22 protein-coding genes, 2 pseudogenes and 1 riboswitch are annotated in these 20,431 nt (G+C 63.8%); of the genes and pseudogenes, 11 read left to right on the forward strand and 13 right to left on the reverse strand.

What is annotated here, in order from left to right; genetic code table 11:
- Positions 1-6 precede the first annotated feature (6 nt).
- Positions 7-1,158, reverse strand: a complete 1,152-nt coding sequence (locus GHT07_RS19860; RefSeq protein WP_323741030.1) for a PAS domain-containing sensor histidine kinase — start codon at positions 1,156-1,158, stop codon at positions 7-9.
- Positions 1,148-1,951, reverse strand: a complete 804-nt coding sequence (locus tag GHT07_RS19865) for an alpha/beta fold hydrolase (protein WP_153586847.1) — start codon at positions 1,949-1,951, stop codon at positions 1,148-1,150. The genes GHT07_RS19860 and GHT07_RS19865 overlap by 11 nt, the downstream gene beginning before the upstream one ends.
- A gap of 119 nt (positions 1,952-2,070) precedes the next feature.
- Between GHT07_RS19865 and GHT07_RS19870 the strand changes: the two genes are divergently transcribed.
- The 3 genes and pseudogenes from GHT07_RS19870 (at position 2,071) to GHT07_RS19880 (ending at position 4,180) form a co-directional block, all read left to right on the forward strand.
- Positions 2,071-3,198, forward strand: coding sequence for an acyl-CoA dehydrogenase family protein (locus tag GHT07_RS19870; RefSeq protein ID WP_153586848.1), 1,128 nt, complete (start codon positions 2,071-2,073; stop codon positions 3,196-3,198).
- Positions 3,199-3,225: 27 nt separating this feature from the next.
- Positions 3,226-3,516: pseudogene (locus tag GHT07_RS19875) on the forward strand (YchJ family protein); the annotation flags it as partial.
- A 1-nt stretch (position 3,517) separates the two neighbouring features.
- Positions 3,518-4,180, forward strand: a complete 663-nt coding sequence (locus GHT07_RS19880) for an HAD family hydrolase (RefSeq protein ID WP_153586849.1) — start codon at positions 3,518-3,520, stop codon at positions 4,178-4,180.
- A gap of 20 nt (positions 4,181-4,200) precedes the next feature.
- Here the strand turns inward: GHT07_RS19880 and GHT07_RS19885 are convergent, their stop codons facing one another.
- Both GHT07_RS19885 and GHT07_RS19890 read right to left on the reverse strand, forming a co-directional pair.
- Complete coding sequence (locus GHT07_RS19885; protein WP_153586850.1) at positions 4,201-4,506, reverse strand: hypothetical protein; 306 nt, start codon at positions 4,504-4,506, stop codon at positions 4,201-4,203.
- A gap of 151 nt (positions 4,507-4,657) precedes the next feature.
- Positions 4,658-5,236 carry a TMEM165/GDT1 family protein gene (locus GHT07_RS19890; protein WP_323741031.1) on the reverse strand — a complete coding sequence of 193 codons (579 nt, stop codon included), beginning with the start codon at positions 5,234-5,236 and terminating at the stop codon, positions 4,658-4,660.
- A 14-nt stretch (positions 5,237-5,250) separates the two neighbouring features.
- Positions 5,251-5,431, reverse strand: a riboswitch (yybP-ykoY riboswitch).
- Positions 5,432-5,485: 54 nt separating this feature from the next.
- On the opposite strand from GHT07_RS19890, the gene GHT07_RS19895 reads away from it, so the two are divergent.
- The 3 genes from GHT07_RS19895 to GHT07_RS19905 are packed head-to-tail and all read left to right on the forward strand — an operon-like array spanning position 5,486 to position 7,271.
- Positions 5,486-6,064: a DUF4337 domain-containing protein gene (locus tag GHT07_RS19895; RefSeq protein ID WP_153586851.1), complete on the forward strand. Its 579-nt coding sequence runs from the start codon at positions 5,486-5,488 to the stop codon at positions 6,062-6,064.
- A 35-nt stretch (positions 6,065-6,099) separates the two neighbouring features.
- Entirely contained in the window at positions 6,100-6,318 is a 219-nt protein-coding gene (locus GHT07_RS19900) for a hypothetical protein (protein WP_153586852.1), read from the forward strand.
- On the forward strand, positions 6,318-7,271 hold the full coding sequence (locus tag GHT07_RS19905) for an aldo/keto reductase (RefSeq protein ID WP_153586853.1): 954 nt from the start codon (positions 6,318-6,320) through the stop codon (positions 7,269-7,271). Before GHT07_RS19900 ends, GHT07_RS19905 begins: the two co-directional genes overlap by 1 nt.
- Positions 7,272-7,509: 238 nt before the next feature.
- Here GHT07_RS19905 and GHT07_RS21805 read toward each other — a convergent pair.
- Positions 7,510-7,642, reverse strand: a pseudogene (locus tag GHT07_RS21805) (DUF4148 domain-containing protein); the annotation flags it as partial.
- 198 nt (positions 7,643-7,840) lie between these two features.
- Between GHT07_RS21805 and GHT07_RS19915 the strand changes: the two are divergent.
- Complete coding sequence (locus GHT07_RS19915; RefSeq protein WP_153586855.1) at positions 7,841-8,788, forward strand: LysR family transcriptional regulator; 948 nt, start codon at positions 7,841-7,843, stop codon at positions 8,786-8,788.
- A 12-nt stretch (positions 8,789-8,800) separates the two neighbouring features.
- Here the strand turns inward: GHT07_RS19915 and GHT07_RS19920 are convergent, their stop codons facing one another.
- The 4 genes from GHT07_RS19920 to GHT07_RS19935 form a co-directional block, all read right to left on the reverse strand.
- Complete coding sequence (locus GHT07_RS19920; RefSeq protein WP_407646670.1) at positions 8,801-10,228, reverse strand: DHA2 family efflux MFS transporter permease subunit; 1,428 nt, start codon at positions 10,226-10,228, stop codon at positions 8,801-8,803.
- Positions 10,229-10,234: 6 nt separating this feature from the next.
- A complete protein-coding gene (locus GHT07_RS19925) occupies positions 10,235-11,197 on the reverse strand; it encodes a CvpA family protein (protein ID WP_153586856.1) in 963 nt (320 codons plus the stop codon).
- Between the two features lie 56 nt (positions 11,198-11,253).
- Positions 11,254-11,715, reverse strand: coding sequence for a CesT family type III secretion system chaperone (locus GHT07_RS19930; protein ID WP_153586857.1), 462 nt, complete (start codon positions 11,713-11,715; stop codon positions 11,254-11,256).
- 71 nt (positions 11,716-11,786) lie between these two features.
- Complete coding sequence (locus tag GHT07_RS19935) at positions 11,787-12,560, reverse strand: ferredoxin--NADP reductase (protein ID WP_153586858.1); 774 nt, start codon at positions 12,558-12,560, stop codon at positions 11,787-11,789.
- 185 nt (positions 12,561-12,745) lie between these two features.
- Between GHT07_RS19935 and GHT07_RS19940 the strand changes: the two genes are divergently transcribed.
- Positions 12,746-13,912, forward strand: coding sequence for an aminotransferase class V-fold PLP-dependent enzyme (locus GHT07_RS19940; RefSeq protein ID WP_153586859.1), 1,167 nt, complete (start codon positions 12,746-12,748; stop codon positions 13,910-13,912).
- A gap of 4 nt (positions 13,913-13,916) precedes the next feature.
- On the opposite strand, the gene GHT07_RS19945 is transcribed toward GHT07_RS19940, so the two are convergent.
- Positions 13,917-14,138 carry a hypothetical protein gene (locus GHT07_RS19945; RefSeq protein WP_153586860.1) on the reverse strand — a complete coding sequence of 74 codons (222 nt, stop codon included), beginning with the start codon at positions 14,136-14,138 and terminating at the stop codon, positions 13,917-13,919.
- Positions 14,139-14,290: 152 nt separating this feature from the next.
- Between GHT07_RS19945 and GHT07_RS19950 the strand changes: the two genes are divergently transcribed.
- Complete coding sequence (locus GHT07_RS19950) at positions 14,291-14,995, forward strand: SOS response-associated peptidase family protein (RefSeq protein ID WP_153586861.1); 705 nt, start codon at positions 14,291-14,293, stop codon at positions 14,993-14,995.
- A gap of 7 nt (positions 14,996-15,002) precedes the next feature.
- Entirely contained in the window at positions 15,003-15,695 is a 693-nt protein-coding gene (locus tag GHT07_RS19955) for a hypothetical protein (RefSeq protein WP_153586862.1), read from the forward strand.
- A 6-nt stretch (positions 15,696-15,701) separates the two neighbouring features.
- On the opposite strand, the gene GHT07_RS19960 is transcribed toward GHT07_RS19955, so the two are convergent.
- Positions 15,702-16,730 (reverse strand): hypothetical protein, encoded by a 1,029-nt coding sequence (locus GHT07_RS19960; protein ID WP_153586863.1) that lies wholly within the window; start codon positions 16,728-16,730, stop codon positions 15,702-15,704.
- A gap of 174 nt (positions 16,731-16,904) precedes the next feature.
- Between GHT07_RS19960 and GHT07_RS19965 the strand changes: the two genes are divergently transcribed.
- Positions 16,905-18,542, forward strand: coding sequence for a Na+/H+ antiporter (locus GHT07_RS19965; RefSeq protein ID WP_153586864.1), 1,638 nt, complete (start codon positions 16,905-16,907; stop codon positions 18,540-18,542).
- Between the two features lie 3 nt (positions 18,543-18,545).
- On the opposite strand, the gene GHT07_RS19970 is transcribed toward GHT07_RS19965, so the two are convergent.
- Both GHT07_RS19970 and GHT07_RS19975 read right to left on the reverse strand, forming a co-directional pair.
- A complete protein-coding gene (locus GHT07_RS19970; RefSeq protein ID WP_153586865.1) occupies positions 18,546-19,217 on the reverse strand; it encodes a glutathione S-transferase family protein in 672 nt (223 codons plus the stop codon).
- 8 nt (positions 19,218-19,225) lie between these two features.
- Complete coding sequence (locus GHT07_RS19975; RefSeq protein ID WP_153586866.1) at positions 19,226-20,029, reverse strand: S1 family peptidase; 804 nt, start codon at positions 20,027-20,029, stop codon at positions 19,226-19,228.
- Between the last annotated feature and the right edge of the window lie 402 nt (positions 20,030-20,431).

A 20,431-nucleotide genomic window follows, 5' to 3' on the forward strand; every position in this document is an offset into this window, starting at 1 on the left:
CGCGAGTTATTCGCGCTGGAGTCGCGCGGTGAATTCGGTCCCGCCCTCGAGGGTCGAGCGGGCCGTTACCGCGCCGCCGTGCATGCGCGCGATTTCACTCACGATGAAAAGACCCAGGCCCACACTGCGGCCACTGGCGTTTCCATTCTCGCCACGCACCATGGGCTGGAAGATCGTGTCGAGCAGGTCCTGGCGGATCGGCTCGCCGTGGTTGTGGACGGTGATGGAAAAAGTCGGCCCGTCCACGCAGGTGCGCACAGTCACAGGAGCGTCACGGCTGCCATATGCCATGGCGTTGGCGACCAGGTTGCCGACGAGCTGCACCAGCCGGTCCGGGTCTGCATAGCAGGGTGCGTCTCCCGTGCCTTGCTCGTGCTGCAGCACACGGTTCGCAAAGGCCATCTTCAACTCTTCGACACTCTCGCGCACCAGCGCGTGCAATTGCACGGGTTGCCGGGTCACGGCCAGCCCCTTGCCCATACGCGCCTGCGTGAAATCGAGCAACTCCGATATCAGCCGGTTGGCACGGTCTGTCGAACGCGTGATGCGCGCGAGCACCGTCTGCTGCTCCTGCGTCGCTCCCGTCCTGGTCAGTAGCGCCGCGCCCATGTGAATGGCCGAGAGGGGGTTGCGAAGGTCGTGGCTCACGATGCCCATCATCTGCTCGGCGAAGAGGGCACGGTCTTTGGCCTCGGCCTGAAGACGGTTGGCCTGGGCAACAGCATCTTCAAGCTTCGTGCGCGACTGGATCAGCTCGCGTTCGTATTTGTCGCGATCACGTGCCACGTACATTGCGATCTCCTGCTGCACGTGGCCGTCGCGCTCGCGCAAAATCGCATTCATGATCATCGGCAAGCGCTCGCCGCTGCGTGTGACGATCTCCAGCTTCACTTCCGCGATGGAGCCCTGGATCTGCAGCAGCGGCGCCCAGTGCGTCTGGTGAAAGATGCGCCCGCCCACGGTGAACAAGTCCTGCAGCCTGCGCTGGCCCACCAGCTCTTGCGCGCCGTAACCCACCCATTGGCAGAACGTGCGATTGCTCCACACGATCGCGCCGTCCGCGTCGGTCTGCAGCAGGCCGCACGGCGCATGCTCGATGGCCGACTGCGAATCGGGAAAGGGCCCGCCACCGTGCGCCATGCCTGCCCTAGAGCCCACGCTGCATCAGGAATGAGTCGATCGCGTCGCTGCTGGCGCCCGGCGCGCTCAGGTGCGGGCAGTGGCCCTGGTTCTTGATGATGGTGAGCGTCGAGTCGGGCAACTGCCGGTGCATGTACTGGCCCACGGCAAGCGGTGCAATCAGGTCCTCGCTGCATTGCAGGATGAGCGTGGGCGCCTTCAGTTCGGGCAAGTCGGCGCGATGGTCCGACAGGAACGTCACGCGAGCGAAGTGCTTGGCGATCTCGGGGTCGGTGCGGCAGAAACTGTTGGTGAGCTCGATGCCCAGCTCTGGCCGCTCCGGTGCGCCCATGATGGCAGGTGCCATCGTGCTGGACCAGCCCAGGTAGTTGCTTTCCAGCGTTTCGAGCAGGCCATCAATGTCCTTGCGCTCGAAGCCGCCCACGTAGTCGCCATCGTTGATGTAGCAGGGTGACGGCCCGATCATGACCTGGGCCGCAAAAAGCTCGGGTGCCTTGATGTTGGCCAGCATGCCGATCGTCGCACTGACCGAATGGCCCACGAAGATCACCTTGCCGCTGCCGAACTCCCGCGCGAGTTCGATGACGTCGTCGGCATAGCCGTTCAACGTGGCGTACTTGTCGTAGTCATAGGTGCCCAGGTCGGAGCTGCCGCTGCCGACCAGGTCGAACAGCACAGTGCGGTAGCGCTGCGCGTAGGCCGGCGCCATCAGCCTCCACATGTGCTGGTCGCAGCCGAAGCCATGGCAGAACATGATCGTCGCCGGGGCGTTGCCGGTTACGGTCACATTGTTGCGGCGCTGGATGCTCATCGGTAATCTCCCACTCGGCTCGAGCGGCAGACTTGCGCACCCACCTTCATTGTCGAGCCTGCGAAATCCGCGCGGGGCGTGAAGGCGTGCGGGGCCGTGCAACGTAGGACAATCGTGAAATGTTACTCACCCAAGACCAGGAAATGATCCGCGACGCGGTGCGCGCTTTCGCCCAGGATGAGCTATGGCCGCATGCGCCCCAGTGGGATCGCGACCGCCACTTTCCGCATGAAGCGCACAAGGGACTCGCCGCGCTGGGCGCCTATGGAATTTGCGTGCCGGAAGAATATGGCGGCGCGAACCTCGACTACGTCACCCTCGCGCTGGTGCTGGAGGAAATCGCTGCGGGTGATGGCGGCACCAGCACAGCCATCAGCGTCACCAACTGCCCGGTCAACGCAATCCTCATGCGCTACGGCAACGAGGCGCAGAAGAAGAAGTGGCTGACCCCCCTCGCGCAAGGCGACATGCTTGGCGTGTTCTGCCTGACCGAGCCCCATGTGGGCAGCGACGCGTCGGCGCTGAAGACTTCTGCAGTCAAGACGGGCGACGGCTGGGTGATCAACGGCGTCAAGCAGTTCATCACCAGCGGCAAGAACGGACAGCTGGCCGTGGTCATCGCCGTCACGGACAAAGGCGCCGGCAAGAAGGGCATGAGTGCGTTTGTCGTGCCGACCGACACACCGGGCTATGTCGTGGCCCGGCTGGAAGAAAAGATCGGCCAGCACTCCAGCGACACTGCGCAGATCAACTTCGACAACTGCCGCATTCCTGCGGAAAACCTGATCGGCGAGGAAGGCGAGGGTTACAAGATCGCGCTGTCGTCGCTCGAAGGCGGGCGCATCGGCATTGCAGCGCAAAGCGTTGGCATGGCGCGCAGCGCGCTTGATGTGGCCATTGCCTATGCGAAAGACCGCGTGAGTTTCGGCACGGCCATCATCAACCACCAGGCAGTGGGCTTTCGCCTGGCCGAGTGTGCGACGCAGCTCGAAGCGGCGCGCCAGCTCATCTGGCACGCGGCCACTTTGCGCGATGCAGGCAAGCCCTGCCTGAAAGAAGCCGCCATGGCGAAGCTGTTTGCCAGCGAGATGGCCGAGAAGGTGTGCAGCGCCGCCATCCAGACGCTGGGCGGCTATGGCTACGTCAACGACTTTCCCGTCGAGCGCATCTGGCGTGACGTGCGCGTGTGCCAGATCTACGAGGGCACGTCTGACGTGCAAAAAATCATCATCCATCGCGCGCTGTGAATCGTGGCGCTTGAATGGCCCACCACTGCCGAGGCGCTCATGCGCTCGCGCTATGCAGCGTACGAGGCGCTGGATAGCGATTGGTTGCTCGCAAGCTGGCATGCGTCCACGCGCCCGGCAACGCTTGAGCTCGACGCTTCCACCAAATGGCTCGGCCTGGAAGTGCGCGATCACCGCAGCATTGACGACACACATGCCGAAGTGGAGTTCGTTGCGCGTTACCGCGTAGGCGGCGGGCGCGCTGTGCGGCTGCACGAGCGAAGCCGCTTCGTGCGCGAACAGGGTCGTTGGTACTACGTGGATGGCGACATCCGATAGCATGAAATTCGATGCCGTCCTTTTTGACTGCGACGGTGTGCTCGTCGACAGCGAGCTCATCACCAACGGTGTGCTGCGCGACATGCTTGAAGAGCTCGGTTGGGCGATGACGCGCGAAGAGTGCATGCGCGTCTTTGTTGGCAAGGCTGTGAAAGATGAAGCAGCGCTGATCGAGCAGCGCACTGGCCAGCCCCTGACCGATGCCTGGCTGACGCAGTTTCGCGAGCGGCGCAACGCTGGACTGATGCGTGAACTGGTGGCGATTGAAGGCGCAGTCAGCGCGGTCGCGCGCATCCATGACACTTTTGGCGGGCGAATCGCCTGTGCCTCCGGCGCTGACCGCATCAAGGTCGAACTCCAGCTGCACAAATGCGGCCTCATGCCCTACTTCGAGGGCCGCATATTCAGCGGCCATGAAATGCCGCAATCCAAACCGGCGCCTGATGTTTACCTGGCCGCCGCCAAAGCATTGGGCGCCGATGCCATGCGTTGTGCGGTTGTTGAAGACACGGTGACGGGCGTCAAGGCCGGCGTCGCGGCGGGAGCCACAGTCTTTGGCTACAGCCCCGGCGCAGCGGGTCATGACGCGCCGCAGGCATTGCGCGCGGCAGGCGCCACTCTTGTCTTTGCCCGAATGCAGGACTTGCCGTTGCTGCTCGCGTGAGCAGCGCCGCCAGCCCTGCATCAAGCCTGGAGTTCAGCCTTCAGGTCGGTCAACGGCACGAGCCCCTGATCGCCATCTTCGTAGACGAGGTGCACCATGGCACCCGCCTTGCGCCAGCAGGCGGAAAACGTCTGGCCGTGCACCACCGCTGACGCCTGCATGTACTCCGACTGGAACTGCGCGGGCACGATCTCCAGTACGCCAGCGTTGGCGCACGGTACATCGGCGAGCCGGATCATGTCTTCCCCTTGTCGCGCAACGAGGTTTTGCGACAGGGCCGGAGCAGCAGCTGCGAGGGCCGCACAAAGCACAAGAACAGTTCTCATGACCAACTCCCGTAAGGGATGCGGCGGGAAGTGCCGCACCGTCGCATTCATCATGAGAGGCTTGCATGCAGCAGCACTGTAGGATGCGGCGCGCACGCAGAGTCCGCCGCCAGCCACGCCTGCTGTGGGCGGGCTTTCCCATCAGAAAGATTCAAAAACCGAAGCCCTTGCCGGCGCCCAGCAGCGTGGCGATTCCCAGCACCGCAAAGATGCCCGCGGCGATGGAATGAACCAGCTTCATCGGGATCCGCTTGGCCAGCTTGTCGCCAATGAAGACGGCTGGCACATCGGCGATCAGCATGCCGAGCGTGGTGCCTGCCACGACGACGAGTGGCGATGCGTAGTGGGCGGCCATGGCCACAGTGGCGATCTGCGTCTTGTCGCCCATCTCGGCGAGAAAGAATGTCACGAGCGTTGCGCCGAACACGCCAAAGCGCGTGGCAACCTTCGTCTCGTCGTCTTCGATCTTGTCGGGAATCATCGTCCACACGGCCATGCCGATGAACGACAGGCCGAGCACCCAGCGCAAGACGCTAGGGGTGAGCGCGGTGGTGATCCATGCGCCGAGCGCGCCCGCCAGACCATGATTGACGATCGTCGCTGCAAAGATGCCTGCAATGATCGGCAGCGGCTTCTTGAAGCGCGCCGCCAGGATGAACGCCAGAAGTTGAGTCTTGTCGCCGATTTCGGCGAGGGCAACGACGCCCGTTGAGATGAGAAATGCTTCCACGGACTGATCTCTTTACCGGGCCGGATGAACACACTTGACCATCGGCTCCGCCCGGCCACAAGACGCGGGGCGCGATGGTCAAAGGTCTTGCCAGGTGGATGGGACTGCCAGCGCCATGGCCATGAGGGCCAAGTGTGTTGACGCAGGCCTCTTTCGCGAAAAACGAAAGAGCGGCTACTCCCCAATGACTGGGCGATTTTACTCCCGCAAGCGGGCGAAGAGGGCTCGACAGGAGCACAATCCCGCCGCATGGACATCAACCCCATCGACAGCGTCGACGCAAAACCCTCGCGGCTCAATGCGGCAGTTGCCATATCGGTTGCGCTCGTGAGTACCGTCATGGGCATCTGCAAAGTCAAGGACGACAACATCGTTCAGGCCATGCAGCAGGCGCAGGCTGACAAGATCGACCACTGGGCTTACTACCAGGCGCGCAACCTGCGCGAAGAAGTCGCCAAGTCAACGCTCGTGCAATTGCGTCTGCAGGCGGCTGCGGCAAAGCCGGAGCAAAAGACCGCGTACGACATGGCCATCGCCAGTTACGAGAAGCTCGCCGCCGACCAGGCGCAGAAGAAAGACGACTTACGCAAGCAGGCCGAAAGCGACCAGCAGACCTACGACGCGTTGAATTACCGCGATGACCAGTTCGACCTTGCCGATGCGGCATTCGCCATTGCAATCGCCTTGCTGGCCATTGCATCCCTCACACAGCAATGGGGATTGTTTCTGGTGGCGATGTTCCCATCGGCTTTCGGTGTGGCCATGGGCGTGGCGGGGCTGGCAGGCTTGAAGTTGCATCCAGGCTGGCTCGCGCAACTGCTGAGTTGATTTCGCGGTCAGAATGCTTCTTCCCTGGAGTATTCATGACCCCCATCAAAATTGTCGGCATCATCCTTATCGCCCTGGGCGCGCTCGCGCTCGTGTATGGCGGGTTCAGCTATACGAAGGACACGACGGCCGTGAAGCTCGGGCCGATCGAGCTCACTGTGAAGGAAAAGGAAACCGTGAATGTGCCGCTCTGGCTGGGCATTGGCGCGATCGTCGCCGGTGCGCTCGTGCTGGTGATGGGAGGCAGGAAGTAATGCACAACCGCAAGCTCGGACGCTCCGATCTGTCTGTGTCACCGATCTGCCTCGGCGGCAACGTATTCGGCTGGACTGCAGACGAAGCCACGTCGTTCTACATTCTTGATGCATGGGTGGATGCGGGCTTCAACTTCATCGACACGGCTGATGTGTATTCGCGCTGGGCGCCTGGGCATCAGGGCGGCGAATCGGAAACGGTGATTGGCAAGTGGCTCAAGCAAAGCGGCAAGCGCGACAAGGTGGTCGTTGCCACCAAGGTCGGCATGGACATGGGCGATGGCAAAACCGGCCTTGCGCCCAAGCGCATCCGCGAAGCCGTCGATGCATCGCTCAAGCGCCTGGGCGTCGACCAGATCGATCTTTACCAGGCGCACCAGGACGATCCGTCCACGCCCTTGCAGGCAACGCTCGAGACGTTCGCCGAGCTGGTCGAAGCGGGCAAGGTGCGTGCGATAGGCGCGTCGAACTACAGCGCCGCGCGTTTGAAAGAGGCACTGGACATCAGCGCCAGCCAGAAGCTGCCGCGCTATGAAAGCCTGCAGCCGCTCTACAACCTCTACGACCGTGCCGTGTTTGAAAGCGAATTGCAGCCGCTGTGCGTGAAGCAGGAGGTCGGCGTGATCAACTTCTATTCACTGGCCGCCGGTTTTCTTTCGGGCAAATACCGCAGCGCGGCAGATGCGGGCAAGAGCGCCCGCGGCAAGGGCGTGGTCGGCAAATACGTGAACGAGCGCGGAATGAAAATTCTCGCCGCGCTCGACCTCGCATCGAGCCGCACGGGTGCGCCGGCAGCGCGTATCGCCATCGCGTGGGTGATGGCGCAGCCGGGTGTGACGTCTCCGATTGCAAGTGCCAGCACCGTGGAGCAGCTGCATGAAATAGTAAGGGCATCGCAGCTCTCGCTCGATGCCCAGACGTTGGCGCTACTCGACGCCGCCAGCGAACAGTAAACAGGTCTTTACTGGGCGTTGACCGGCGTGCCGGCCAGGCGTGTGAACGACGGTGCTGCGTCATGCTTGGCCAGGTAGGCCGAGCCGCTGTCTTCCGACGTCATCGCTGCAACAGCGTCACGGTTGGCCAGGTAGTCCGCTTGCACAGCAGCGCGGCTGCGTTCGCTGTTGAACTTGGCCAGCTGGTTGTACTGGATGGACCAGGGGCTCGTGCCGGCTTGCTTGAATTGCGTCAAGTCGGCCTGCACTTGCGCGCGGGTCCTGGTGCTGTTGAATTGCGTGGCGAACTGCGAGCCATCGGCTTCATCGGCCTGGGCGCCAAAGGCAACGGCGGCAAGAGCTGCAACGATCAGGGTACGGGATACATTCATGGTGATCTTCCTATTCATCAAAACGTTCCGGCATCCAGGGCCTTCCCTTTCAGTCCGGATCGCTTCGGGGGCTTGTTTCTTTTCAGTCCTCGCTGCGATGAATGAACTGTAGGTTTTGTCAGCCGCCAGAAAAACCGCCCGCAGCGCAAATGCTCATTGCTGCATTCGCAATAATTCCCCGCTAAGAAAGCACATCCAATGGACCGACTGCAATCGATGCGTGTCTTCCAGCAAGTCGTCGATGAAGGCGGCTTTGCAGCGGCGGCACGCAGGCTCGACATGGCGCCCGCTGCGGTCACGCGGCTGGTGGTTGACCTGGAAACGCACCTGGGCGTGCGGCTGCTGCAGCGCACGACGCGGCGCCTGTCGCTCACGCCTGCGGGCGAAGACTACCTCTCGCGCGTGCGCTCGATCCTTGAAGACATCGCCGAAGCCGACGCGAGTGCACAGACTCACCGCAAGGAAATGAGCGGCACGATGCGCGTGCTCGCACCACCGGGCATCGCTGCACATGTGGTGGCGCCTGCTGCAGCGCGCTTCCAGCAGGTGCACCCTGAAGTCATGTTCGACATCCACGTCGAAGACGCAGCAGACCCCGCGATTGAAGACTACGACATGACGCTGCTGCCCGGCACGGTGTCGTTGCGCTCAGGTGTTGTCGCGCGAACGATCATCGATACGCAGATCGTGTTCTGCGCTTCGCCGCACTACCTGGCGGCGCATGGCACGCCCGCCACGCCGCAAGACCTGGCGCAGCACCGCATGCTGCGCATGCGCACGCCGGGCGTACGCCTGAGGCCGCTCGTCGTCGTCGATCCGCGCAAGCCGGGTGCGGACATCGAGATCGAAGTCACGGCATTCATGACGGCCAACCACAGCGACACGTTGCTGCGTGCTGCGCTGGAAGGCGCGGGCATCACGGCGCAGCCGGAAGAGCTGATTGCGCCGCACTTGAAGTCCGGCAATTTGCAACGGGTGCTGGCACCGTGGATCACTGCGCGCCTGACCGTCGTGGCGGCATTGCCCAGCCGCAAGTTCATGCCCGCCAGGACCCGCGCGTTTCTCGATCACCTCGTTGAGTATGCGAAGCGGTCGGTCGCCGATGTGAGGGCGATGGACGCGCCTGTGAAGCGCGCGAAGAAGTAGGCACGCAGGCCCTCAGGTGGCGGCGTTCTCCACACCGCGCTCGGCGCCCTTGCTCACCGCCTCACCATCGTCACGCTTCAATTTCCAGAACGACAGTGACGACACGATCGTGATGATCGCCAGCGTGACAAAGGCGTGGTGCAAGGCGCTGGTCACCTGCACACGATCGCCCTGCGACGTGCCGCCCAGAAACCACGCCGCCGCGAGCGAGCCTGTGGCCAGCCCGAAACTCATCGACAGCTGCTGGATCGAACTCGCCAGCGTGCTCGCCATGCTGGTGTGCGGGCCTTCCACATCCGCATAGGCCAGTGTGTTCATCGACGTGAACTGCAGCGAATTGCAAAGGCCCAGGTACAGCGCGAGCAGCACGATGAGTGCCGTCGGCGTGCCCGCATCCACCAATGAGAACAGGCCGATCGCGCAGCCGATCAGCAGCGTGTTGATCGTGAGCACGCGCTTGTAGCCGAGCCTGCCCAAGATGGGCTTGGTCGCGAACTTCATCGTGATCGCAGCCGCCGCTGACGGCATCATCATCAGGCCCGATTGCCATGCGGGCAGACCCAGCCCGAGCTGGTAGAGCAGCGGCAACAGAAAAGGCATGCCGCCCATGCCGATGCGGGTGATAAACCCGCCCATCACCGACACGCGAAATGTGCGCACCCGAAACAGCGCGAGCCGCAGCAGCGGATATGGAATGCGCGATGCATGCAGGCCGTACGCACCGAGCAGCCCGAGCGCGATCACCAGCAGCACGATGGTCGATGTGATGTCCAGCCGGTGCTCGCCAAAAATCTCCAGCAACCACGACAGCAGCGCAATGCCCGAGCCGAACAGGACAAAGCCGACAACATCGAGAGGCCGCGGCGTTTGCGCTTTGTAGTCGGGCAAGTACCGCCAGATCATCGTCAATGCAATGGCACCCACTGGCAGGTTCACGAGGAAGATGTACCGCCACGACGCGAGGTGAACGATGATGCCGCCCACCGTCGGCCCGAGCAGCGGGCCTACAAGCGCTGGCATCACGACGAAGTTCATCGCGGACAACAGCTCAGCCTTGCTGAAGGTGCGGATGATCGTCAGGCGCCCCACGGGCATCATCATCGCGGCGCCCACGCCTTGCAGCAGCCGCGCGGCCACAAGCATTGGCGAGTTGACGGACAACGCACAGAGCAGCGATGCCGCGGTAAAGATGCTGACTGCGCTCAAAAACACCCGCCGCGTGCCGAAGCGGTCGGCCATCCACCCGCTGATCGGGATGAACACCGCCAGGCTCAGGATGTAGCTCGCGACAATTGCCTTCAGGCTGAGCGGCTCCACGCCGAGACTCGCCGCAATCGACGGGACCGCCGTGTTGACGATGGTCGTGTCGAGCGTCTCCATGAAGAGCACCGTGGCGACCACCCACGGCAGGTAACGTTTGACGTCTTGCACCCGCCGGATTGTTCCCTAGTTGCGAAAGTTCTGTGTGACCATCAAGCCGAACTTGCCGCTGTCGAGCACGGCAATACCGACGCGCGTGAACTGCGGCCGCAGGATGTTGGCGCGGTGGCCGGGTGATTTCATCAGGCCTGTGTGCGCCGCCTGCAGCGTCTGTGCATAGGCGAGGTTTTCGCCCGCGACGAGGTAGGTCACCTTGGCCGATTTCAGGCGCTGCGCCATGTCCACGCCGTCCGGGCTCGCGTGGGCGAAGTAGCCGCGAGCGAGCATGTCGCGGCTGTGCGCGCGTGCCACTTCGGCGATCTCGGGGTCGGCCCGCAAGGGCCGCAGACCTTGCCGCACGCGCTCCTGGTTGACCAGCACGAGCATGCCCGCTTCAAGGTCCGGTCGCGTTCGCGCATCGCTCACCCGGAAATGCAGTGGCACGCTTGCATGTGGCTCTTGCGGCGCGGTGAAGGCGCGCAGCGTGCTGCGAACGGCCGGATCGAAGATCGGTGTGAGTTCGGCCTCGACGAGCGAGGCGGGCTCGGTAAAGAGCTGCGCCAGTTCGCTGTCGCGCGCCGCGGCGCTGATGGAGTCGGTGAGCGGCGCCGTCTGCACGAGCATCGCCACGAGCAAGGCATTGATGAGCCCGCTGGCAACACCAGGCAGGACACCCAGACTGCGGTTGGCGGCGTGCTGGTGCGCGCGCTGCGGCAGTGACAGCGATAGCCGACGTGCCAGCGCGCCGGCCAGGATGTGCGTTGCGATGAAGACAGCGACGAAGGCGGCAGGCGCCGACCGTACGCCCACAGCAGGAAGGTATTCGGCGAGCCACGCAGCCAGCCATGGATAAGAGGCCAAGGCGAGCACCAGGCTCGCGATGAGCGTGGCGAGTTGTAGCGCGGCCAGCAGAAAGCCGCGCCGCACGCCCGCCCAGGCGCCAAGCAGCACAACAAGAAGAAGCAGGGCGTCGATGAGGGTCGGGCTCATTGCCCCATGCTAAGCGCTTGGCTTGCTCAGCCGTGCCGCTGTCGGTGGCCGGGCATTCAGACCGGCAGGTGCGGCGTGCCATGCAGGCCGCTGGGCCCGGCATTCATTGGCGTGTGCGATGCAGCCAGAATGCCCTGCCACATCTGGCCGCCGTGCCGCGCGACATCCGAGATGCCTTGCCACAGTTCCTGCGCCGTGAGCGCCTCCAGCAGGCGCACCTTCATGGTGATGACCACGTCATCCGACGCGGGGTAAAGGCTGAAGACGCATTCGCCGCCGTACCCGCTGATGTAGTTTGCTTCGAGAATCGCGCGGGTCAGGTCTTCGGCGTTGTCGGGCAGCGTGCCCAGGCGCATGCGCACTTGCAGCAGGTCGGGGTCGTAGTTGGGCTCGTGTTCGAGCACGGCATCAATATCGCCGATCTTCACGCGACCGTGCTCCAGCAGGCCAGAGGGATCAGACAGGCCCGACAGCCGGACGAGGTCTTGCAGCAGGAGTTGGTATTGCTCGGAGGTCATGCGGGAATTCCTTTCACATGGATTCGTAACCGCCGCCCCGCATTGGTTCCAGTTGACGGTGAATTGCGCTGCTACTGCTCCGCGAACGCCCGCTCGATCACGAAGTCACCGGGCTTGCTGGTGTTGCCTTCCTTGAAGCTGCGCGCTTCCAGCATCTGCTTCAGGTCGCGCAGCATGCCGGGGCTGCCGCAGATCATCACGCGGTCATGCGCGGCGTCCAGCGGCGGCATGCCGAGGTCGGCGAAGAGCTTTCCGGATTCGATCAGGTCGGTCACGCGGCCCATGTTCCTGTAGGTCTCGCGCGTCACGGTGGGGTAGTAGCGGAACTGGCTTTGCGCCATGTCGCCCACGAGCTCATGCGAGGGCAGATGCTCGACGAGCAGATCGTGATACGCCAGCTCGTCCTTTTGCCGCACGCCATGCACAAGGATGACTTGCTCGAATTTCTCGTAAGTGGCCGGGTCGTGGACGATGCTCATGAATGGCGCGAGACCCGTGCCGGTGGCGAGCATGAACAGGCGCTTGCCGGGCAGCAGGTAGTCGATCAGTAGCGTGCCGGTGGGCTTCTTGCCGACGATGATCGTGTCGCCGACCTGGATGTGCTGCAGCCTGGCGGTGAGCGGTCCATCCGGCACCTTGATCGACAGGAACTCAAGATGCTCTTCGTAGTTGGCGCTCACAATGCTGTAGGCCCGCAGCAGTGGCTTGTCATTGACGCGCAGGCCGATCATCGTGAAGTGGCCGTTGGAAAAGCGCAGCGATGTATCGCGCGTGGTCTTGAAGGTGAACAGCCGGTCGGTCCAGTGGTGGACGGACAGCACCTTTTCTTCGAGGAAAGCACTCATGAGTCAGGCAAAGGTAGTGAAAGTGATTGGCCGCAATGGTAGTCAATCGTGCAAAGCCCCGGCTGCGGCGGGCGTGGCGCGTGCCGGCGGTCTTGACCCCGGTCAAGCGACAGGTTTGCGCCTGCGTGCTAAGCTGATTCTCCGCCTGACAGTCCACCTGCCAGCGGCCCCCTAGGAGACACAACATGCCCGGCCTTTTGCCCAACGTCGATCCCGACGGCCTGCTCGAATTTTCGGTGGTCTACACGGACCGCGCCCTCAATCACATGTCGCGCAGTTTCCAGGGCGTCATGAAAGACATCTCCTCGATCATCAAGGAGGTCTACAACGCGAAATCGTCGGTGCTCGTGCCCGGCAGCGGCACCTTCGGGATGGAAGCCGTGGCGCGCCAGTTCGCCGGCGGCAAGGACGTGATCGTCATTCGCAACGGCTGGTTCAGCTACCGCTGGACGCAGATCTTCGAGATGGGAAACATCCCCGCTTCATCGACGGTGCTCAAGGCCCGCCGTGCCGGCAGCGGCCCGCAGGCACCATGGGTGCCGGCACCGATCGCCGAGGTGCAGGCAGCCATTCGCGAGAAGAAGCCTGCAGTTGTCTTTGCGCCCCACGTTGAAACCGCGGCCGGCATGATCCTGCCCGACGCCTACCTCAAGGCCGTGGGCGACGCAGTGCATGAAGTCGGTGGCCTTTTCGTGCTCGACTGCATTGCATCCGGCGCCATGTGGGTCGACATGCAGGCGTGCAGCGTTGATGTGCTGATCTCCGCGCCGCAAAAGGGCTGGAGCTCGTCGCCGTGCTGCGCCATGATTGCCTTGAGCGAGCGCGCTCGCACGGCCATCGACTCCACCACCAGCTCCAGCTTTGCCTGCGACCTGAAGAAGTGGCTGGCGATCATGGAAACGTATGAAGGCGGCGGCCACGCGTATCACGCCACCATGCCGACTGACGCACTCACCCGGCTTCGCGACACGATGGCTGAAACGCGCTCGCTGGGCTTTGCCAAGATCAAGGCCGCGCAGGTGGAACTGGGTGGCAAAGTCCGCGCCCTGTTCGAGTCACGGGGCCTGCCGAGTGTGGCAGCCGAGGGTTACAAGGCGCCCGGCGTGGTCGTGAGCTACACGAGCGATCCGGAAATCCAGTCGAGCAAGAAATTCCTGGGCCAGGGCCTGCAGACGGCTGCCGGTGTGCCGCTGCAATGTGACGAGGGAAGCGATTTCATGACGTTCCGCATCGGCCTGTTCGGCCTGGACAAGTGGACGCATGTGGACCGCACGGTGGCGCAGCTGGATGACGCACTCGACAAGGTCGGTGTCATGGCGCCGAAGGAACTGCCTCAGCCCGTAGCGGCCTGAGGCCTCACGCTGCCCGGCGGGCGACGACTTCAACCTTCGGCAGTTGAACGACTTGCACGTGGGCAGTGCGCGCAAAGCTCTGTGCGCAGGTCTCGACAGCCGTGTGGCTTGCCTGCGCCGTGCCTGCGCCAACCAGGCCGATGACAGCGGCCACACCGATGGCGGCGATGGCGCGCACGGTGGTGGACAGCAGGGGTTGCGGGGCGGTGATGTGGGCGTGTGTCATGGTGTTCTCCAGGGGGCGTTGCGTTTCGATGGAGTGAATGTAGGCGCCGCCTTTGCAGCAGAAAACCGGATTGCGACGAATTGCGCCGTGGTGCGATAAAGCGCTGAAAATCCCCCAGAACCTGCTGACCGACACTCGACCTGCTCACGTCCATGTGCGCCAATTACCGCCCCGTCACCACTGAAGACCGCATGCTCACGTTCTTTGGCGTGGAGCGCGAGCCGCATGAGATCCCGGTGGATGCGTGGCCTGGGTATCTCGCCCCCTTCATTCGCCTGGCCGAGCCGGGCAGCGGCAACAAGCGTATCGCCGAGATCGGCCAGTTCGGCCTCTTGCCCGCTTTTGGCGCAGAGATGGCGCGAGGCAAGCGGCTGCACAACGCACGCAGTGAAACGGTGGCGCGGCTCGCGAGTTTTCGCGACAGCTGGCGCGAAGGGCGCCGCTGCATCATCCCTGCCGAGTGGATCTACGAGCCGAACTGGGCGAGCGGCAAGCCTGTGCGATGGCGTATCGAGCAGGCGGGCAATATTCCGTTCGGCATCGCCGGCATCTACAAGTGGGACCGCGATCGAAAAGACGATGTCGAGAAGTGGTTCTTCTCGATGCTCACGATCAACGCCGACGATCACCCGGTGTTCTCCCGGTTCCATGCGCCGGGTGATGAGAAACGCTCGGTGGTGATCCTCAAGCCGCAAGACTACGAAGGCTGGCTGACTTGCAGCGTGCAGGACGCGCCACGCTACTTCGTGCCGTGGGAGGGCCCGCTGGAGGCAACACCCGATCCCGTCGAACCCCGCGTGCCCAAAGCGAAGAAGCCGCCCGAGCCGCCGCGCCTGGAAGACCCTGGGCTGTTCTAATTTGCCCATGCCTCTACTCGGACAAGCCGCGATCGCCATGTGGTGGGATATGGCGCCTGCCCACCGCGATGAATTCGAACACTGGCACTCGCACGAGCATTTTCCCGAGCGGCTGGGCATTCCGGGCTTCAGGCGCGGATCGCGATGGGCCGATGCAACCGGCGGCCCGGGCTTTTTCGTGATGTACGAGCTCGACGACTACGCCACGCTGTCGTCGCCGCACTACCTGGAGCGCCTGAACAACCCGACGCCCTGGTCGCGCAAGCTGATGCCGCACCACAGCAACATGGTGCGCAGCCTCACTCGTGTGTTGGGGAGCTTCGGCGGCGGCCTGGGCCAGTCGATGCTGACGCTGCGCCTGTCACCCGCGGCGGGGCAGGGCGAAGCCTTGCGTGCGAGCTTGTGTGCGACGTTAGCCGCTCTACCCCTGCGCCCGGGCCTGGCCAGTGCCCACCTGTTGCAGACCCAGGCCCCCGCCATCGCGCCCACACAGGAGCAGTTGATTCGTGGCGGGGTCGATCCGGCAGCCGACTGGATCGTGCTGGTCAATGCCTATGACGCTGCGGCGATCGCGCTGCTGCTCTCGGGCGAACTCTGCGCACGCGCGCTGGCGGATGCAGGTGCCGCTGGCGCACCCGTCAGTGCGATCTACGACCTGCGCCTGGCCATGACGCCATCCGATCTTCTGCCGATGCCCTGATGCCGCCTAAGCGCGCACGCGCACCTTGCGAACCAGGCCTGACGCATCGAACAGCACGACGCGCTCTTGCGGCGGGGTCTGCGATGCGTTCGTGGCCGCACCGCGGTAGAGCCAAACCTCCCAGCCGCTGTCGAAGGTGATCACGTTCGCGGCGCCGAGCGCGGCCGCCACCTCCTGCCTGGTGCTGCCCAGTGGCACGAACGGTTGTGCAGGCGGCTGTGCGGCAAGCGGCGCGTCTTCCATGTAGTCGAACTGCACGAGCGTGTCGTCGGGCCAGTCCGTGTCGCCCAGCGGCAGGTAGTAAGTGCGATCCAGCATCACTTCGCAGTCGCAGAAGGGAAGGTCGGCCTTCAGGCCCGGGTCGTCGCTTGCCTCGGCGTAGAGCCGGTTCATGGCAAGCACTTCGCGCCGGTCGGCCGACACGAGTGTCACGCTGAAGATCGCGCGCTCGGCAAAGAACAGGTACTTCGCATCCTTGCGGCCGCAGTAGCCGGTCGGGCTCCTGAACAGGTTCGAGACCATTTCGGTAAAGGCGTTGCTGTTGGAGACGAGGCCCGACTCAATCCCCACCAGGCACTCCAGCCGCAAGTCGCCCAGCCGGCGCATGCCATCCGGCACGCCGGGTGAGCGAATGTCGGTGCGCCATGTCATGCTCAGCTGGCGACGGTTGGGCGAGACCACCGCATCTTCGGCGAGTGCTTTCGGGTCGCGCGCCAGCGCGAAAGTTCGGTCGGGCGCGACATCGACGGCGTACGAAAACGTCCGGCCGATCACTTCCAGGTCCACATCCTGCATGTTGGTGCCCGGCTTGCGCGGCAGCAACTTGAAGCGAAGCGGCGCCTGCGGCGCATGCGCATGCATGCGCTCGAAAAGCAGCGCGCCCTCCATCATCTTGCGGTACGACTTTTCGACAGGGTTGCCCAGGGCCTTGACCGACACGGGCGGCAGCGCCCTGCTGCCTGGCTGCTGGGCATGTGCGCAGGTGCAGCCCAGCAAGGCGATGCAGAGCCATGATTGCCAGGACGGTCGCTTCATGCGCGCAAGCGTCAACCGCTTCGAACCGGGAGGCAATCAGCGCGCGGCCAGAAGCCCTGTAGGAAGGCGCACACAGGCGACGCTGCAACGCAGAGGCGGCCCGTAACTTGCTGCGCACCGCATAATTCCCGCACTCATCCACGCACCACCTGGCCGCTGCCTGAGCAGAACTTCATGGCGCTCTTCGAACTCGTGATCCTGCTGCTGCTGAGCGCCGTTGCGCTCGGCTGGATCGCGCGCCACTTCAAGTTCCCGTACCCGATTGCGCTGGTGGCGGGTGGCGCGGTGCTGGGGCTGGTGCCGAGCCTGCCGCAATTCGTCTTCGATCCGCAGCTCATCCTGGTGGCGGTGCTGCCGCCCATCCTGTACCAGGCCGCGCTGCTCACCTCGTGGTCGGATTTCAAGGCGAACATCCGGCCCATCGGCATGCTCGCCATTGGCCTGGTGGTCGTGACCACGCTCGCGGTTGGTGCTGCGCTCAAGTGGATGGTGCCGGATGTGCCGTGGGCCGCGGCTTTCGTGCTGGGCGCCATCGTCTCGCCACCCGACGCAGTGGCAGCCACCACCATCCTTTCGCGGCTGAACATGCCGCGCCGCATCGTCACGATTCTGGAAGGCGAGAGCCTCGTCAACGACGCGTCGGGCCTTGTCATGTACAAATTCGCCGTCGCCGCTGTGCTGACCGGTGCGTTCTCACTGACCGATGCGGCCATGCAGTTCGCGATCGTGTCGGCCGGTGGTATCGCGGTGGGCGCATTGCTGGCCTTTGTGTACATCGCCATTCACCGCAAGCTCGGCGACCCGTTCATCGAAGTGCTCACGGTGCTGACGATTCCGTATGTCGCGTACATCGCGGCGGAAGATCTGCATGTGTCAGGCGTGCTTGCGGTGGTCGCCGCAGGCCTCATACGCGGACGCTACGCGCCAGAGATTGTTTCCGCAGAAATGCGCATCATGGCGCGCTCAGTCTGGAACCTGCTCGTCTTCCTGCTGAACAGCCTGGTGTTCATCCTGATCGGCTTGCAGATGAACGGCGTCGCCATCGAGATTCTGGGGCGCTATTCGCCAGGGCAGCTCGTTTCAATCGCGGCGGTGGTCACGGCCGTTGCCATCGTCGTGCGCTTTTTGTGGGTGTTCCCGATTGCTTACCTGCCGCACTGGATGATCGGCAACCTGCGCGACGACGACGACCCGCGGCCCAACCCACGCGAGCTCGCGATCATCGGCTGGTGCGGCATGCGCGGCATCGTGTCGCTTGCGGCGGCGCTGGCACTGCCGCTCACGTTACCGGGCGGTGCGCCGTTTCCGCATCGCGACCTGATCGTGTTCATCACGTTCGTCGTCATCGTGGCCACGCTGGTGGGCCAGGGTCTGTCGCTCGCGCCGTTGATCCGGCGGCTGAAGGTCGGCTCGAAGTGGAGCGTGCACGAAGAGCAGTTACGCGTGCGCGCAGCCATGAGCTCCGCCGCGCTGGCCGCGATCGATGGCGTGATCCGCAAAGAAGGCGTGCCCGAGCAATGGGCACTGGGCCTGAAGACCGAGATCGCCGATCGCATTGCCGTCGCGGCGACCGAAGGCGACGACCTCACGCCGCGCATGGAACTCGTCAATCGCCTGCGCCATGCAGCAATCCGCGCCGAGCGGCAAGAGCTGATACGCCTGTGGCGCGGCAATGAAATCGGCGATGAGGTGATGCATCACCTGATGGAGATGCTCGACTACGAGCAGGCGCACCTGCCTGCTGTGGTGCGTGCGAAGCCGAAGGAGCGCAATGCTGTGGCGCCAGGTGCATCTGGCGTTGTGGGGGAGTAAGCCCTACTGCAGGAACCTCGCCGCCAGGCCTTCCTTGCCGGGGTAGTACTGGAAGAACGGCTTGGCCTCGGTGAGGGTGCGCGCAACCGAAGGGCGCGCGACGAGCCGTTCGAAGTACGCAGACAACAGCGGATGGTTGTCGCCATACGGCACCAGTGTGCAAGCGTAGAACAGCGACGGCGCCGCCGCGCAATCCGCCATGCTGAATTGATCACCGGCTGCCCAGGTGCGGCCGGCCAAGTGCTGCTCGATCATGTCGTATGCCTTCGCAAGCGCGGCCCGCGCGTTCGACACGGTGAGCGCATCGCGATGGGCTGGCTCGCGCAGGCGGTCCGCGATGATGGCCTGCATGGGTGTCATCACGTACAGGTCAAACAGCCTGTCCCACAGGCGCACCTCAAGCGCTGCTTGCGCATCGGTGGGAATCAACGTGGTGCGCGCGCCGGCCCTGCCTTGCAGGTATTCGATGATCACGCTCGTCTCGGGCACCACGTGTTCGCCGTCGACCAGTAGCGGAATCTTGCCGGTGGGCCACAACGCCTCGAACGCGGCGCGCTCGCCCGCGTCACCAAAATTGACCAGCTTGGCCTCGAAGGCAAGATCGAGCTCATACAGCGCGATCAGCACTTTGTGGCAATACGACGAGAGCGGGTGATAGTGCAGTGTGAGAGACATGGCGCGGCCTACCAGCCTTCAGCCGTTCCCGGCGCAGTGGTTGATGCAAGCGTTTCGGCAGGCGGCATCGTCGGTGCAGGCGTTACTTCGCGCCTGTCGGTCAGCGTCATCAGGATGTCTGCATACCAGGCGACGTTGAGCCCGAGTGATTCGTCTTCGAGGCGGTCACGCGTGCCCATGTCCATGCGCGACGAGTGAATGCCGACCAGCCTGTATTTGAGCGCGCCAACAGCCGTCATATCGCGCATCACCACAGGTGCGCCGCTGGAGCCGCGGTGTGCGCGTGCGTCAGTCAAGAAGAAGCCTTGCCCCTGGAAGCGCACGCCGAACGCGGAGGCGACGATCGCCTGTCGCACAACGGGCAGGTAATGCACCGTGTCGTAAAAGCCCAGCGGAAAGCCCGGCATCAACAGTGGTGCGCCGACATTCACCGTGTACGCCTCGGGCAAGAGATGCGCCTGCGTGAACGGATAGAGCACGGCGCCTGCTGGCAGCGCCGACTGGTCGAATTCGATCACGGCCACGTCGATCTCGCCGCCGCTGTCGCGCCCTTGCCGCCAGATGCTGCGGCCATTGTTGTAGAGCAGGATCGACTGCACGGCGACTTGTGTCAGGTCAGTCTCGCTCGTGTGAATCGTGACTTCGACGCGGTCGGGCAGGTGTGCGCTGGGTTTGTCGATCAGCACGTGGCGGCTCGTCACGAAAAACAGCCGGTCGTCGCGTGCAAAGAAGAAGCCGGTCGCGCCTGTCAGTGCCTGTTGGCCGACGAATGTGGCGATGCGCGCAGTGGTGAAGAGAAGAGGTTCATTCATGAGGCCCCTCGATCATGCCATCGAGCGGGTACTCAACAGGGCTTGTTGTCTGACGTTATTCGGGCGTGGGGCTCGCCCTTCGTTCGGGGGGTGGGCTGCGGCCGTCGGGCGGCCTTTTCCCTCCGTGTCCCCCGCCGGCCCTAGGGGCCGAGCTCCTCCTTTACCTGCGGGAAAAGGCCGCCCAACGTCCACAGCCTGAGCAGAGCGGTCGGAGATCAACTCGGTGAGGACCGCTGCACCGCAGATGTGCGCGCAGCGGTGATCACTGAGTAACAACTCAATCGCTCTGTCCAGGCCTCGGACGTCCGGTGGCCGATTCACGCAGGTAAAGGAGGAGCTCGGCCCCGAGGGCCGGCGGGGGACACGGAGTGAATCGGCCACCGGACGGCCGTGGCCCACCCC

Source organism: Caenimonas koreensis DSM 17982 (assembly GCF_009646335.1).
GTDB lineage: Bacteria > Pseudomonadota > Gammaproteobacteria > Burkholderiales > Burkholderiaceae_C > Ramlibacter > Ramlibacter koreensis.

Bases quoted from the DNA above. Each gene is read 5' to 3' on its own strand.
- GHT07_RS19865 (WP_153586847.1), bottom strand. From the start codon at position 1,951: ATGAGCATCCAGCGCCGCAACAATGTGACCGTAACCGGCAACGCCCCG.
- GHT07_RS19870 (WP_153586848.1), top strand. From the start codon at position 2,071: ATGTTACTCACCCAAGACCAGGAAATGATCCGCGACGCGGTGCGCGCT.
- GHT07_RS19880 (WP_153586849.1), top strand. From the start codon at position 3,518: ATGAAATTCGATGCCGTCCTTTTTGACTGCGACGGTGTGCTCGTCGAC.
- GHT07_RS19885 (WP_153586850.1), bottom strand. From the start codon at position 4,506: ATGAGAACTGTTCTTGTGCTTTGTGCGGCCCTCGCAGCTGCTGCTCCG.
- GHT07_RS19895 (WP_153586851.1), top strand. From the start codon at position 5,486: ATGGACATCAACCCCATCGACAGCGTCGACGCAAAACCCTCGCGGCTC.
- GHT07_RS19900 (WP_153586852.1), top strand. From the start codon at position 6,100: ATGACCCCCATCAAAATTGTCGGCATCATCCTTATCGCCCTGGGCGCG.
- GHT07_RS19905 (WP_153586853.1), top strand. From the start codon at position 6,318: ATGCACAACCGCAAGCTCGGACGCTCCGATCTGTCTGTGTCACCGATC.
- GHT07_RS19915 (WP_153586855.1), top strand. From the start codon at position 7,841: ATGGACCGACTGCAATCGATGCGTGTCTTCCAGCAAGTCGTCGATGAA.
- GHT07_RS19925 (WP_153586856.1), bottom strand. From the start codon at position 11,197: ATGAGCCCGACCCTCATCGACGCCCTGCTTCTTCTTGTTGTGCTGCTT.
- GHT07_RS19930 (WP_153586857.1), bottom strand. From the start codon at position 11,715: ATGACCTCCGAGCAATACCAACTCCTGCTGCAAGACCTCGTCCGGCTG.
- GHT07_RS19935 (WP_153586858.1), bottom strand. From the start codon at position 12,560: ATGAGTGCTTTCCTCGAAGAAAAGGTGCTGTCCGTCCACCACTGGACC.
- GHT07_RS19940 (WP_153586859.1), top strand. From the start codon at position 12,746: ATGCCCGGCCTTTTGCCCAACGTCGATCCCGACGGCCTGCTCGAATTT.
- GHT07_RS19945 (WP_153586860.1), bottom strand. From the start codon at position 14,138: ATGACACACGCCCACATCACCGCCCCGCAACCCCTGCTGTCCACCACC.
- GHT07_RS19950 (WP_153586861.1), top strand. From the start codon at position 14,291: ATGTGCGCCAATTACCGCCCCGTCACCACTGAAGACCGCATGCTCACG.
- GHT07_RS19955 (WP_153586862.1), top strand. From the start codon at position 15,003: ATGCCTCTACTCGGACAAGCCGCGATCGCCATGTGGTGGGATATGGCG.
- GHT07_RS19960 (WP_153586863.1), bottom strand. From the start codon at position 16,730: ATGAAGCGACCGTCCTGGCAATCATGGCTCTGCATCGCCTTGCTGGGC.
- GHT07_RS19965 (WP_153586864.1), top strand. From the start codon at position 16,905: ATGGCGCTCTTCGAACTCGTGATCCTGCTGCTGCTGAGCGCCGTTGCG.
- GHT07_RS19970 (WP_153586865.1), bottom strand. From the start codon at position 19,217: ATGTCTCTCACACTGCACTATCACCCGCTCTCGTCGTATTGCCACAAA.
- GHT07_RS19975 (WP_153586866.1), bottom strand. From the start codon at position 20,029: ATGAATGAACCTCTTCTCTTCACCACTGCGCGCATCGCCACATTCGTC.